We start from the raw sequence: 13,838 nt of genomic DNA, 5'->3' as shown, positions 1-13,838 counted from the left end.
CTACTCCTCGCGGTGCCGTAACGCGTAGTCCGTGCCGACGGCGGCAAGAATGAGCAGTCCCTCGACGATCGGCCGGTATGTCGTATCCCATCCGAGCAGGTTGAACCCGTTGCCGATGAGCGTCAGGATCAGCACGCCGATCATGCCCCGCCAGATCGCGCCCTCGCCGCCCAGGATGCTGGTGCCCCCGATCACGGCGGCGGCGATCGCGCTGAGCTCCAGCAGCGTGCCCATGCTCGCCTGCGCGGATCCGCCGCGGGCCGCCAGCACCAGACCCGCGAGCGCCGCGCAGACCCCGCTGATCGTGAACACGACGATCCGCACCGGCCCCACCCGGATGCCGGACAGCCTGGCCGCCTCCGGGTTGCCGCCGACGGCGTACACGCGCCGCCCGAGCGTGGTCCGCCACAGCACGAGCGAGGTCACCGCCGAGACGGCGAGCAGCAGCAACGACGGTACGGTCACCCCGCCCAGAGCCGTGGGCCAGCTCAGCGACTGAAACTCCGTCAGCCGCGCCGGATCCGGGTACACGATCGCCCCGGCCGTGATGACCAGCGCAAGCCCTCGGTAGACGATGCTCAGCGCCAGCGTCACGATGAACGAGTGCACGCGCAGCAGCACGACGGCGGCCCCGTTGACCGCCCCGAGCAGCGCACCCGCGAGCACCGCCGCGCCGAACCCCAGCGCCACCCCGCCGCCGCGCGCGACCAGCACACCCACGACGGCGCTGACCGCCAGCACCGCGCTCGCCGACAGGTCGAACACGCCGCAGATCATGCACAGGGTGATCCCGCAGGTCAGCAGCCCCACGATGACGGCCTGGTCGAGCAGGTTGACCAGGTTGCCCTGGGTCAGGAACGTCTGCGTGGCCAGCGACAGCGCCACCACCAGCGCGAACAGCGCCAGCAGGATCCCGGAGTCGCGTACTCTCATCGCGGCCTCCCGGCGAAGGCGAGTTCCATGACGTCCTCGCGCTCCGCGGCGCCGCGCGCGAACTCGCCGGCCACCCGGCCGCCGCGCATCACCAGCACGCGGTGCGAGAGCCCGAGCACCTCCTCGATCTCCGAGGACACCATGAGCACGGCCACGCCGCGCGCCGCGAGCTCGACCAGCAGCCGGTGGATCTCCACCTTCACCACGACGTCGACGCCCCTGGTCGGCTCATCGACCAGCAGCACCTTGGGCTCGCGCATGAGCCACTTGCCGAACATGGCCTTCTGCTGGTTGCCGCCCGACAGGCCTGCGGTCCTGCCCTTGGGGTCGGCCGCCCTGACATCGAGGCGGTCGAGCCACCGGCCGACCTCGCGGGCCTCGGCGGCCCGCCGGACGAACCCGGCGCGCTGGCGGGCGGGCAGACCGGCCAGGGCGAGGTTCTCGCGCAGCGAGCGGACCAGGACCAGGCCCTGTTCCTTGCGGGACTCGGGGACCAGGGCCATGCCCCGGGCCATCGCGTGGCGGGGGGAGGCGGGCCGTACCGGATGGCCGTCGACGGCGACGTCGCCGGACGTGCGGCGGTCGGCGCCGAACAACAGCCGCAGGACCGCCGACCTGCCGCTGCCGGTCAGCCCGGCGAGCCCGACGATCTCGCCCGCGCGGACCTCCAGCCGTTCCGCCTGGGGCAGCCCGGTGGCCGACAGCACCACGGGGGCGTCCGCCGCGACGGGGGCGGGCTCGGGGTAGAGGACCTCGACCGGGCGCCCGACCATGTGCTGGACCAGCGAGCGCGGGGTCTGCCCGGCGGCCGGCGCCGTGAGCACGTGCCGGCCGTCGCGCAGCACGGTGACCACGTCGCAGGCCGACAGCACCTCCTCCAGCCGGTGGGAGACCAGCATGATCGCCATCCCGTCCGCCGCGAGCGTGCCCAGCAGTTCCAGCAGCCGCGCCGCCTCGGTGCGCGGCAGCAGCGCCGTCGGCTCGTCCAGGGCCAGCACCCGCGCGCCGCTCGCCAGCGCGCGCAGGATCTCCACCCGCTGCTGGTCGGCGACGGGCAGCTCCCGCACGGGCCGGTCCGCGTCGAGCGCGAATCCGGTACGGCCCAGCAGCCCGTCGAGCAGGAGCCGGTCCGCGCGGGGCCGCCACCATCCCGCCCGGTGGGCCCAGCGGCCGAGGAAGACGTTCTCCAGCACCGTGAGCCGGGGGACCAGCGCCACCTCCTGCGTGACCAGCGCGATCCCGTGCGCCCGCGCGGCCCGGGGGCTGTCCAGCCGCACCGCCCGGCCGTCGGCGACGATCCGCCCCGCGCCGGGCGTGGTGACGCCGCACATCACCTTGACCAGCGTGCTCTTGCCGGCGCCGTTCTCGCCGACCAGGCCGTGTATCCGTCCGGGCTCGACGCGCAGGTCGACGCCGTGCAGCACGGTCGTGCCCGCGTAGCTCTTGGTGATGCCCTCCAGGAGGAGCGGGCCGGTCATTCGTCGTACTCGCCGGTGACGCCCGCCAGCACCTCCTTGGTGCCCAGGTGCTTGCCCGGCGTGACGTCGGTCATCAGGTTGCCCGCCTGCACCTGCCTGCCCTGCGCCTTGTCCAGGCCCAGCTCGGCGGCCCTGGCGCCGAGGGTGCGGACGGGCAGGTAGTAGGCGGCGAACCAGCGCCCCTCCTGGACCGCGGTGACCGTCTGGCGGGAGCCGCCGTTGGCGACGTACAGGATGGGCTTGCCCTTCGCGACCGCCTCGGCGCCGGCGATCGCCTGGGAGGAGCCGACGACGACGTCGACGCCGGGAGCGCGCTGGAGGACGTCCTGCATGGCCTTGCGCCCGCTGTCCTGGGTGTATCCGCCCTCGACCTGGGCGACGATCTTCATTCCCGCCTTCTTCAGCGCCCCGACGGCCGCGCCGGTGCGCGCGTTGTCGAGCGGGAGCGCCTTCAGGCCCTCCAGGTAGGCGATCTCGCACGGGTTCAGCTTCTTGCTCACGCAGGCGCGCACGGCCAGTTCCGCCAGGGCCGCGCCGTTCACCGTGGGCACGTCGATCAGCGTGATCGTACCCTCGACCTGCGGCACGGCGGTGTCGTAGCGGGTGCCGAGCGGGGTGAACTGCACGACGACCGCGATCCCCGCCTGTACGGCGGTGCGGACCGCGGGGACCACGGCGGCCCCGTCGTTGGCCTGGATGACGAACACGTCGAAGCGCTTGGAGGTGACCGCGTCCTGGATCTGGCGGACCTGCGTCTGCGCGTCGAAGTTGGGGTCGAAGAACTCGGCCGTGGCGTTGCGGGACTTCGCGTGCTCCTCGACGCCGGCGAACGTGGCGGCGGTGAACGAGTTCGCCTTCGCGAAGCCGAAGAACGCGACGCGGCTCTGGCCCTGGGGACTCGGTTGCGCCGTCGGGGCGCCCCCGGTGTCGGGGTTGACGCAGCCCGCCGCCAACGCCATCACCGCCGCGAGCAGGGGTAATCCGGTCCAGCGTGCGACCATCGACGGTCTCCTTCGCATGTCAGCGAACGTGCACGTCCCAGAGAGCTTGATCATAGGGAACGGCGGGCGCTTTCGCCCACCGATAACCGATCGAAAGCGGTCACGGTTACGGTCCCCTCGGCAGTGGAGAGACCATGATCAGGAGTGGCCGCGTGATGACCTTCCCCGGGTTGACCTCCGCGGCGAGCCGGATCGGCAGGCGCCGGTGGCGCTGAGCGGAGAGCCGGGCACGAGATTCGGGATTCTCGGGCCGCTGGAGGTCGCGGTCGGCGACCGGCCCGTCCACGTGGGAGGTCCGCGGCCGCAGGCGGTCCTGGCGACCCTCCTGCTGCACAACGGGCAGACGGTGAGCACCGGCCGCCTGGTCGACCTGGTGTGGGAGGACGCGCCGCCCTCCTCCGTACGCGGGCAGGTGGCCGCGGCGATCTCGGCCCTGCGCGGCGCGCTGCGCAAGGCCGGTGGAGACCCGGCGCTGATCGAGACCGTCGCGGGCGGCTACCGGGTTCCCCGGACGCTGGCCCTGGACGCGCTGACGGTCGAGCAAGGGCTCGCCGCGGCCCGCCGGGAGGCGGCGGGCGGCAGGCCGGGCCAGGCCGCGGCCATGTTCCGCGCGATGCTCAAGCTGTGGCGCGGCCCCGTGCTCGGCGGGATCACCAGCTCCGCGCTCCTCAACGCGGCCGGCAGGTGGGAGGAACTGCGCCTGGCCGCGCTGGAGGAGTGCGTCGAGCTGGAGCTGGACCTGGGCCACCACCGGGAGCTGACCGGCGAGCTCAGGAGCTTCGTCGGCGAGCACCCGCTGCGGGAGCGTGCCCGCGCCCAGCTCATGCTCTCCCTGTCGCGCTCCGGACGGCAGGCCGACGCGCTGGCCGTCTACGACGAGGGACGCAGGCTCATGGTCGACGAGCTGGGCCTGGAGCCCGGCCCGCGCCTGCGCGAGGTGCACAACATGATCCTCCTGGAGGATCCCGTCACCCGTGAGCCGGAGCGCGAGGTCGCCGACGTACGGCCCTCGCAGCTTCCGCCCGCCGCCTTCGCGTTCACCGGCAGGCAGGCGGAGCTGGAAGAGATGGACGGTCTGCTGGACAGCGGTGACGACGCCGTCCGCGTCAGTGTGGTGAGCGGGGTGGGCGGCATCGGCAAGACCGCCCTCGCCATGGCCTGGGCGCACCGCCGGGCCGAGCGCTTCCCCGACGGGCAGCTGTTCGCGGACCTGAGCGGATTCACCCGCGGCAGCCGCCCGGCCGCGCCGGAGAGCGTGCTGGACGGGTTCCTGCGGGCGCTCGGGGTGCCGGGCCGCCGGATACCGCAGAGCCTCGCCGAGCGCACGGCCCTCTACCGCAGCATGCTCGTCGGCCGGCGGCTGCTGGTCGTGCTGGACAACGCGCACTCCGCCGACCAGGTCCGCCCGCTCCTGCCCGGCTCCGGCACCTGCCGCGTCATCGTCACCTCCCGCAAGCGGCTCGGCGGACTCGTCGTCCAGGAGGGCGCGCGGCCGCTCACGCTGGAGGTGCTGCCGCCCGCCGACGCGCGGCTGCTGCTGCGCCGCATCGCCGGGCGGCGACGGGTCGAGGACGACGCCGACGGCGAGGAGCTGTCCACGCTCGCCGAATTGTGCGACCGCCTCCCGCTCGCGCTGCGCATCGCGGCGGCGAAACTGGCCGTCGGCAGCGCGTGGTCCCTGGGCGAGCTGACCGGCAGCCTGCGCGCCGAGCGCCACCGCCTGAACGAGCTGCGCCAGGACGAGGAGCAGTTGCGCAACACCTTCGAGCTGAGCTACCTCGACCTGCCGCAGACCGCCCGGCTGGCCTTCCGGCGGATCGGCCTGCTCCAGGGCGTCAGAGACCTGGCCCCCTGGACCCTGGCCGCGCTCCTTCACACGTCGTTGCGCGGCGCGGAGGAGCTGTGCGAGGAACTGGCCAACGCCCAGATGCTCCAGCCCGCCCGGCGCGACGCCAGCGGGCAGCGCCGCTACACGATGCACGACTTGGTCCGCCTGTTCGCGATCGAGCGGGCCGAGGCGGAGGAGAGCCGGGAACAGCGCGCGGAGGCCCTCACCCGCGCGATCGGCGGCCTGCTCGCCCTGGCCGAGCATGCGCGCGGGCACGAGTATCCCCGCCACGACCTCATGATCCTCCGGGGTACGGCGCCACGCCACCACCTGGAACCCCCGCCCCAGCTGGACGCCGACCCGATGGCCTGGCTCGACGCGGAACGCGCGACCGTGGTCGCCTTCGTCACCCAGGCGGCCCGTCTCGGCTGGGCCGGCCTGGCCTGGGAACTGGCCGCCACCCCGGTCTACCTCTACGAGATGTCCGGCTACTTCGACGACTGGCGAACGGTCGTGGACGCGGCGCTGGCCGCGTGCGGGGAGACCGGGGACCGGCGCGGCGAGGCCGCGATGCTGCTGTCGCGCGGCGAGATCCACAACCAGCGCCGCCAGTTCACCGAGGCCGAGACCACGCTGGCGGCGGCCACGCGGATCTTCGAGGAGGTCGGCGACGAGTACGGCCTGGCCCTCACCCGCCGCTATGACGTCGTCACCCGCGGCTACCGGGGCGACCACGAGGGCGCAGTGGCCGAGTTGTGGAAGGCGGTCGCCGTCTTCGAGCGGGTGGGCGACACCACCGCGGAGGCGGTGACCCTCGGCAGCATCGCCTACCACCACACCACCGTGGGCCGCCCGGACCAGGCCGAAGGGCCTCTGGTGCGAGCACTGGCCCACCCCTTGGGCAGGCGCACGAAGGCCCTGCTGACCAAGCGTCTGGCCGACACCTATCACGAGCTGGGGAAGAACCTCGAAGCCGTCGAGGCGGGCAGGCTCGCCCTCCGGCTCACCCGGGAGCAGCGCGACCAGATCGGCGAGGCCTGGGTGCTGCTGAGCCTGGGGGAGGCGCTGGCGGACGTGGACGGGCCCCTCGGCAGGGAGACGCTCGCCTCGTCCGTGGCGGGGGCCGACCGGCTCGGGGACCTCCTGCTCGCCGGACGTGCCCACCTCGCCCTCGCCCGCCTGGGCGGCGAGGACGCGAACGAGCACCTTGACCTCGCCATCACCGCCTTCCGACGCCTGGGCGCCCAGCCCTGGCTGGAGAAGGCACTCAACCTCACCTAACCCGTCCTGGAGGACATGACGATGAAGCGCCGTCTTTCCGCACTCTTGATCAGCGTCGCCGTAGTGCTCGGAGGCAGTGCCGCGGCGGCTCACCTCGAACCGCCGCACTCGCCCCCCGCCCAGACCGTCGTCGCCGGCGAATGCCCGGGCGACCACGAGTGGTGTTAGGCGCCGGCCCGGCCCTCGGGCCGGGCCGCCGCAGGTAGAGGGCCGCGTGCGCGCCGGCCAGCAGGAACATCACGGCCGCTCCGAGCAGGATGAGGTCGATACGGCCCCGCCCCCCGGCCAGCCAGCCCACCAGGCCCAGTGAGGTGATCGAGGCCACGCGCAGGGCCGAGGTGAAGACCGACAGGACCCGGGCGAGATGGTCCCGGCCGGTGGCGGCCAGCAGGATGGGCGACATCACGGTCTCGACGATGCCGCCGGCGACGCCGTACCCGAAGATGACCAGGGCGGCGAGGGGCGCGCTGTCGAGGCGCGCGTAGAGCAGGCAGGTGAGACCGCACAGCAGCAGGCCGGCGGCGAACAGCCGCTCCTTGCCCAGCCGCGTGTGGAGCGCGGCGGAGCCGAGCGCGCCGGTGAGGATGCCCGCGCCCAGCGCCGAGCTGATCACGCCGAACCAGGCCGGGTCGGCGCTCAGGTTCTCCCTGACGAAGAAGACGTTGAGCGAGCCGAACGCGCTCGCGCCCAGCATGACGATCACGCCGGCGCCGAGGACGGCCCGCAGCGTGCGGTCGCGGGCGATGAGGCCCAGAGGCGCGAGCATCTCCCGGCCCAGGTGGCGTTCGCGGGTCTCGGTCATGGGCACGCGGGTTCCGCGCAGGGCGAGGAAGGAGCAGGCGAAGGTGGCCGCGTTGAGGCCGAAGCAGACGCCGGGGCCCGCGGCGGCGAACAGGGCGCCGGCCAGCGCGGGACCGGCGATCATCGCGATCGCGGAACTCGCCTGCGCGAAGCTCGCCGCCTGCTCGCGCCGGTCCTCGGAGACCACGTCGCTGAGGATGACGATGCGCGCGGGGTTGAAGAACTGCGTCGCCGCGGACTGCCCGGCCAGGGCCAGCCCGCACAGGGCCAGCGTGAGCCCGACGGGCAGGGAGCCCGACAGCCAGGCCAGGATCGCGAAGCCGCCGCCGATCAGCGTCCTGACGGCGTCGGCGGTCCTGGCGACGCGTACCTTGTCCCAGCGGTCGACCAGCGCTCCGGCGACCGGAGCGCCCGCCACCGTCACCACGGCCACGATGATCAGGCTCGCCGCGGTCGCGCTCGGCGCGTACGGCTGGTCGCGCAGCAGGACGGTGCCGATCCACAGCGCCATCGTGGTGGTGAACAGGTAGTCGCCGGCCAGCGAGACGCTCTGCCCGAGCCAGAGGCGGCGGTAGGTCCGGTCGAGCAGCAGCTCCTTCATCGCGCTCCTTCCCTGGACAGCGGCGGGCCGCCGTCGAACGGTCTTCGACGGCGGCCTGCCGGACTCGAACTAGTCGGTCGTGATGCTGATGCAGTGGCTGTCCCCCCGCTTGGGGGCCTCGGACTGCAGGGCGAGAATCTCGGCCATGGTGGTCACCTCCCTTCTGTGGTCCCGGTCCCGAGGAAGGGCAGAAAGGACCTGCCCCCTCGGAACGCGGAGTTCAGGGCGAGCAGGATGCCCGCCGATCCCGACGCCACGTCCATGGACAGGCGCAGGAGCTTGGTGCTCGGAAAGGCCAGGTGCCCCCGGTACGGCTGCGCGTGCAGCGCCAGCCTCGGCACGTGTGCCATGAGCACGTCGTGGTCGCCCGGATGGCCGAGGTGCGCGAGCGTCGCGATGAACCCGGCCCGTCCGCGGAACAGGCTGGGCCCCCGGGTGAACGGCGCCCGGCACCCGCGCCGCACCCCGGTGACGGCGGCGGCCAGCGCCTCGTCCTGCCGGTGCCGCAGGTACTCGTGGGCGACGATCGCCAGCCCGGCGCTGCCGCCCTCGACGTAGAGGATGTTGCGCCGCCGGGTGCCGTGGTCGACCAGGTGGAAGGTGTCGCCGCCCAGGACCTCGCCTCGGTCGAGGTCCTGCTGGAGGGCGGCGCGGGCGCGGTCCAGCCACACGTCCCCGCCCGTCGTCTCGAACAGCCGCAGAAAGCAGAGCGCCACCCCCGACATGCCGCGGATCAGTCCTCCTTCTGCGGGTTTCCGGTCGTCGGTGAGCCCGGCCAGCCGCTCGCCGATGGCGAGCGCGCCGGCCAGGTGCGTGTCGTCGCCGGTCCGGTGGGCGAAGTGCAGGAGGTTGAGCGCGTGGCCCGCGCCGCCGCTGAGCAGCCCCGCGGTCGCCACCCGGTCCTCGGCCGCCCGCGCCTGTTCCAGCGCCTTCAGCGCGACGTCGGTGTAACCGAGTTCGTCCAGGACGTAGGCGACGCCGTGGAGGCCGTCGTACAGCCCGGGTTTGGCGTCCGGGCTGCGCAGGGCCTGGGCGGCCATCCAGTCGGCGAAGGACGCCGGCACCTCGGCGCCCACCCGGTGCAGTGCGAGCAGCACCCCGGCCGCCCCGTAGGCCAGCGTGAAGCCGCCGGTGGCGAACTGCTGCGGGCCGCCGGGGAACAGCGCGCCGTCGCGGGAGAAGTCCGCGCTCTCCATGATCCCCGCCACCAGCGAGTCGCGTACGGCAGGCCAGGAGATCTCCCCGTCGCCCAGCAGCCGGTCGGCCACGTCGGGGGCGGGGCCGTCCCCGGTCAGCCCGAACCCGGCGGCCGTCTGCGCGGCGAACGTCTCGTCCACGGGAAACAGATCGGTCACCGTGCCGATCGCTCGGCGGACCTGGGCGGGGGTGTGCTCCGGCCGCATGTTCATCGGCAGGTGGAGCCAGACGCGTACGCACTCCAACTGGTAGCGGTCGGCGGCGGCGCCGCTCACCCCGGCGGGCGCGTGGAAGCCGGGCGCGCCGCCGTCCAGGATCGTGGTGTCGTCGAGGTCGCGGGCGTACTCGTAGTCGACCAGCACGATCTCGCCGTCGGGGCGGACGATGACGTTGCCGGGGTGCAGGTCGCCGTAGCGCACGCCGCGCTCGTGGATCCGCTCCAGCGCGTGCCCGATCTTGCCGACGATCTCGGCGGCCCATTCGGTGTACGCCCTGACCTCGGGCTCCGGCGGGCCGTAGGTGTTGTGGGCGTACGGGTAGCGTCGGACCATCTCATCGAACAGGCTCAGGCCTTCGACGTGCTCCTCGACCAGGAAGTGGTGCTCCCAGGCGAGGTGGTGGCCGAGCAGGCGGGGCACGCAGGGCAGGCCGTCCAGCCGCCGCAGGATGTCGCGCTGGACCTGGAGGCGGGCGACCGCGTCGCGGCCGTTGCGGTCGAGACCGGCGTGCGGCCGGGCCTCCACCAGGACCACGCGCTCGTCCGTCCCCTTCCGGGTGGCGAGGTAGACGCCGCCGGCGTTGGAGTAGTGCATGACGCTCTCGACGGCGAAGGGGAAGTCGGCGCTCCCGCCGTGGCGGGCCTCCAGGTGCGGGGTCAGGACCTCGGGCACCTTGACCCGCTCGGGCAGGACGAACCGGGCCTCGCGTACGTCGGGGACGATCCGGCCGTCCGGGTCGAGCCTGCCGGACACCGGTTCGCCGTCCTCGCCGACGCAGGTGAGCTTGGTGAAGGCGCCGTAGCGTACGAACAGCGGGCCCTCGCCGATCCGGAGGTCGCTGAGGACGTACGGGCCGGTGATGCCCTTGAGCAGGCGGCCGAGCGTTTCCAGCGCCTCGGCCAGTTCCTCGTCGTCGGCCGGGTAGATGGTGATGGTCTTGCCGCTGGCCGAGCGGTCGGCGTACTTGCCGTTCAGCAGCTGGACGGCGCGGCGGCTGCGCAGGAACTTGAACGGGATGTCGCGCTCGACGCAGTAGTCCCAGACGATCGCGCAGGCGTGGTCGGCGTCGCCGGGCGTCACCGCGACGTGGATCTTCCAGCCGGTCCGCTTGAGCGGGCGGTAGGCGGGGCGCAGCCGTACCCAGAGGTCCTTCTCGGTGCGTTCCCAGTGCTCCGGCGGCTCGCGGTGCGCGAGTCGCTCCGCGGTGTCGGCGATCCGGTCGGGGCGGGCGAAGAAGTCGGGGTCCGACTGGCAGAAGAGCGCGAGATGCTCCCACTCGATCATTGGTGTCCCCCTCGGCGGTGATCGGCTGGCTAGAGCCTGCACGCCGCCGCTATGAGCTCGATATGAGGCGCTCATATCTCCCGCGAATCCCGCGTCCCTAACGTTTCGCCGCGTAACTCCCAGAAAGGAAAGTCAGTCATGCTCAAGAAGGTTCTCCTCGGCGCCGCGGCGCTGGTTTCCCTGTCGATCGCGGCTCCGGCGCAGGCTGACGTCTCGGCGGCGGCGTCGGCGTGCAACGTCCAGCACGAGGGGTGGTACAGCGGCGGCTCCGCCAACTTCTTCCGGTACGTGAAGGTCGTCAACGAGTGCGGATACGCGAAGAAGGTCTGTGTGGACGTCCCCAACTGGCCGGACCCCGGCCCCTACACGATCAAGGCCAACGAGCGGAAGAACCTCCTGTACGGAAACGCCTCCCACCGGCAGGGGCGCGGCCTCTATCCCTGCTGATCGCGCGAGGGGGCTCTTGCCAAGCGGGCGAAGGTTCTTTACTGTCCCTACAAGTTAGGAAACATTCCTAACTAAGGCGTCGTCCGAACCTCACCCCCCAAGGACCCCGCTGATGCCCCACGTTGTCAGAGCCATGGCCGCCGCCGCGGCCATGGTCGCAGCCCTCGCCGCCCATCCCGCCGCCGCCAGTTCGGCGGCCGACACCCTGATCTCCCGCGACAGGCCCGCGACCGCCTCGTCCATCGAAGGCGCCGGTTTCGAGGCGGCCAAGGCGGTGGACGGCAGCACGAGCACCCGCTGGGCCAGCGCCGAGGGCCACGACCCCGAATCGGTCACCATCGACCTCGGCGCCACGGCGACCATCTCCCGCGTCAAGCTGAGCTGGGAAGCCGCCTACGGCAAGTCGTACAAAATCCAGACCTCGCCCAACGGCTCGACCTGGACCGACATCTACTCCACCACCACCGGCAACGGCGCCACCGACGACCTGACGGGCCTGTCGGGCAGCGGGCGCTATATCCGCATGTACGGCACCGCCCGCGGCACCACCTACGGCTACTCGCTCTGGGAGTTCGAGACCTACGGCTCGTTCTCCTCCGGCGGCGACACCACGCCGCCGAGCACCCCCGGCGGCCTGCGCTCCACCGCCACCACCTCCACCAGCGTCTCCCTGGCCTGGAACGCCGCCACCGACAACGTCGGCGTCACCGGCTACGAGGTCTACCGGGGCGCCACCCTGGTCGACACCGCCACCGGCACCACGTTCACCGACACCGGCCTGACCGCGAGCACGAGCTACACCTACACGGTCAAGGCCCGTGACGCCGCGGGCAACGTCTCGCCCGCGAGCGGCCCCGTCACCGCCACTACCCAGGCGGGCGGCGGCGGCCCCGCCGTACCGTTCGGCAGCCACGCCTTCCCCTACGCCTCCGGCATGCTGAAGCCCTCCGGCGCCCAGGCGACGCTCGACCAGAAGGTGATCGACTACTACAAGCGGTGGAAGACCGCCTTCCTCCGGCAGAACTGCGGCAACGGCTGGTACCAGGTCTACTCCCCGGACGCCGACCACCCGTACGTGGCCGAGGCCCAGGGCTACGGCATGGTGATCGCGGCGACCATGGCCGGAGCCGACCCGGACGCCAAGAAGATCTTCGACGGCCTGACCAAGTGGATGATCGACCACCCGTCGGTGATCAACCCCGACCTGCTGGCCGCCGAGCAGAACGAGGCCTGCCAGAGCGTCAACGGCAGCGACGGCGCCACCGACGGCGACATGGACGTGGCCTACGGCCTGCTCCTGGCCGACCGGCAGTGGGGCAGCAACGGCACCTACAACTACAAGAACCTCGCCGTGCGGCACATCAACGCGATCAAGAAGGATGAGCTCAACCCCTCCACGAACCTGCTCAAGCTGGGCGACTGGAGCACGCCGAGCGACCATCGCTACTACGTCTCGCGCGCCTCGGACTGGATGGCCGACCACTTCCGCGCCTTCAAGAAGGCCACCGGCGACTCCACCTGGGACACCGTGCGCAACGCGCACCAGAACGTGATCGCCTCCCTGCAGTCCACCTACGCCCCGAACACCGGCCTGCTGCCCGACTTCGTGGTCGACACCAACACCTCGCCGCGCCCGGCGCCCGGAAAGGTGCTGGAGCACGCGAACGACGGCCAGTACTGGTGGAACTCCTGCCGCGTGCCCTGGCGGATCGGCGCCGACGCGGTGACCAGCGGCGACGCCAAGTCGCTCACGGCCGCCCGCAAACTGAACACCTGGGTCAAGTCCAAGACCGGCGGCGACCCCGGCAAGATCGCCATGGGCTACAAGCTCAACGGCACGCAGATCTCCTCCGGCAGCGACGCCTCGTTCTTCGCCCCGTTCGCGGTGGCGGCGATGACCGACTCCGGCAGCCAGGCCTGGCTGGACGCGCTCTGGAACAAGATGCTGGCCACGCCGATCGACAGCAGCAGCTACTTTGCGGCGAGCATCCAGCTCCAGGTCATGATCACGGCCACGCACAACCACTGGGTGCCCTGACGCACCCCGGCGGCCGGCCGGCCCGCCCGACCGGCCGCCACCCCGCTCCACCCCGGCGCGGCACGGGCGCCTTCACCCCCGCGCCGGGGTGGCATCACCCTTGCGCCGAGGGGTGGCATCACCCGCATCACTCCTGTGCAGGGCCCGGAAGCACCGCTCTCGCCATCAGCGCACGCAGCGCGGCCAGCGCCTCCGGGTAGTCGACGCGATCGGGGGCCAGCAGCCATTGCTGGTGCACGCCGATGACGGCCCCGACGAGCAGGATCGACAGCCCCTCGGCCGACAGTCCGGCCGGCAGCGGCAACCGATCCAGCACCCGCCGGCCGTGCGCGCGCAGCGCCTCGTGCATCTCGACGTAGCGCCCCTGGATCGGTGAGCCCGGCTCCAGCGCCTCCACCAGCAGGTTGACGAAGAGCCTGCCCGTGGGCAGCGCGAACAGCGCCCCCGCGCCCTCCGCCAGCAGGTCGAGCGCCGTCTCCACTCGCTCGGGGGGTTCGCCGAGCCCGGCGCGCAGCTCCTCCAGCGAGCGTTCGAGAACGGCCAGCAGCAGCCCCTCCTTGCTGCCGAAGTGCCAGGGGATCGACCCCCTGCTGATCCCGGAGCGCTCGCCCACGTCGGCGAACGTGGTCTGCCGGTAGCCCTTCTCCGCGAACAGCTCGGCCGCCGCCGCCAGGATCAGCTCGCGGCTCTCCTGGCTGGTCTGCTCTCGACGTGTTGTCACCGTGCCTCCT

Annotated in this window: 9 protein-coding genes; 3 read left to right on the top strand and 6 right to left on the bottom strand. The window is 72.4% G+C overall.

The window, feature by feature from the left end:
- From ACIBHY_RS35375 to ACIBHY_RS35365, 3 genes are read right to left on the bottom strand one after another with little or no spacing between them, the layout of a single operon-like run.
- Complete coding sequence (locus ACIBHY_RS35375) at positions 1 to 933, bottom strand: ABC transporter permease (RefSeq protein WP_397254481.1); 933 nt, start codon at positions 931 to 933, stop codon at positions 1 to 3.
- Positions 930 to 2,411, bottom strand: coding sequence for a sugar ABC transporter ATP-binding protein (locus tag ACIBHY_RS35370; protein ID WP_397308962.1), 1,482 nt, complete (start codon positions 2,409 to 2,411; stop codon positions 930 to 932). The genes ACIBHY_RS35375 and ACIBHY_RS35370 overlap by 4 nt, the downstream gene beginning before the upstream one ends.
- On the bottom strand, positions 2,408 to 3,412 hold the full coding sequence (locus ACIBHY_RS35365; protein ID WP_397254477.1) for a sugar ABC transporter substrate-binding protein: 1,005 nt from the start codon (positions 3,410 to 3,412) through the stop codon (positions 2,408 to 2,410). The genes ACIBHY_RS35370 and ACIBHY_RS35365 overlap by 4 nt, the downstream gene beginning before the upstream one ends.
- A gap of 205 nt (positions 3,413 to 3,617) precedes the next feature.
- Here ACIBHY_RS35365 and ACIBHY_RS35360 point away from each other — a divergent pair, with 205 nt between their 5' ends.
- Entirely contained in the window at positions 3,618 to 6,521 is a 2,904-nt protein-coding gene (locus ACIBHY_RS35360; RefSeq protein ID WP_397308961.1) for a BTAD domain-containing putative transcriptional regulator, read from the top strand.
- Between the two features lie 49 nt (positions 6,522 to 6,570).
- Here the strand turns inward: ACIBHY_RS35360 and ACIBHY_RS35355 are convergent, their stop codons facing one another.
- Both ACIBHY_RS35355 and lanKC read right to left on the bottom strand, forming a co-directional pair.
- Complete coding sequence (locus tag ACIBHY_RS35355; RefSeq protein ID WP_397308960.1) at positions 6,571 to 7,923, bottom strand: MFS transporter; 1,353 nt, start codon at positions 7,921 to 7,923, stop codon at positions 6,571 to 6,573.
- A gap of 152 nt (positions 7,924 to 8,075) precedes the next feature.
- Positions 8,076 to 10,622 (bottom strand): class III lanthionine synthetase LanKC, encoded by a 2,547-nt coding sequence (gene lanKC / locus ACIBHY_RS35350; RefSeq protein WP_397308959.1) that lies wholly within the window; start codon positions 10,620 to 10,622, stop codon positions 8,076 to 8,078.
- A 138-nt stretch (positions 10,623 to 10,760) separates the two neighbouring features.
- On the opposite strand from lanKC, the gene ACIBHY_RS35345 reads away from it, so the two are divergent.
- Together ACIBHY_RS35345 and ACIBHY_RS35340 are read left to right on the top strand one after the other, a co-directional pair.
- Positions 10,761 to 11,069, top strand: a complete 309-nt coding sequence (locus ACIBHY_RS35345; protein ID WP_397254469.1) for a hypothetical protein — start codon at positions 10,761 to 10,763, stop codon at positions 11,067 to 11,069.
- 112 nt (positions 11,070 to 11,181) lie between these two features.
- The gene (locus ACIBHY_RS35340; protein ID WP_397254467.1) at positions 11,182 to 13,107 is read left to right on the top strand and encodes a glycosyl hydrolase family 8; all 1,926 of its coding nucleotides are present in this window, start codon (positions 11,182 to 11,184) and stop codon (positions 13,105 to 13,107) included.
- A gap of 127 nt (positions 13,108 to 13,234) precedes the next feature.
- On the opposite strand, the gene ACIBHY_RS35335 is transcribed toward ACIBHY_RS35340, so the two are convergent.
- Positions 13,235 to 13,828, bottom strand: coding sequence for a TetR/AcrR family transcriptional regulator (locus tag ACIBHY_RS35335; RefSeq protein WP_397254465.1), 594 nt, complete (start codon positions 13,826 to 13,828; stop codon positions 13,235 to 13,237).
- Positions 13,829 to 13,838 lie beyond the last annotated feature (10 nt).

The sequence above is a fragment of the Nonomuraea sp. NPDC050547 genome (assembly GCF_044457345.1).
GTDB lineage: Bacteria > Actinomycetota > Actinomycetes > Streptosporangiales > Streptosporangiaceae > Nonomuraea.
The sequence above is the reverse complement of the archived record's forward strand: the minus strand, read 5'-3'. Positions and strand labels throughout refer to the sequence as shown.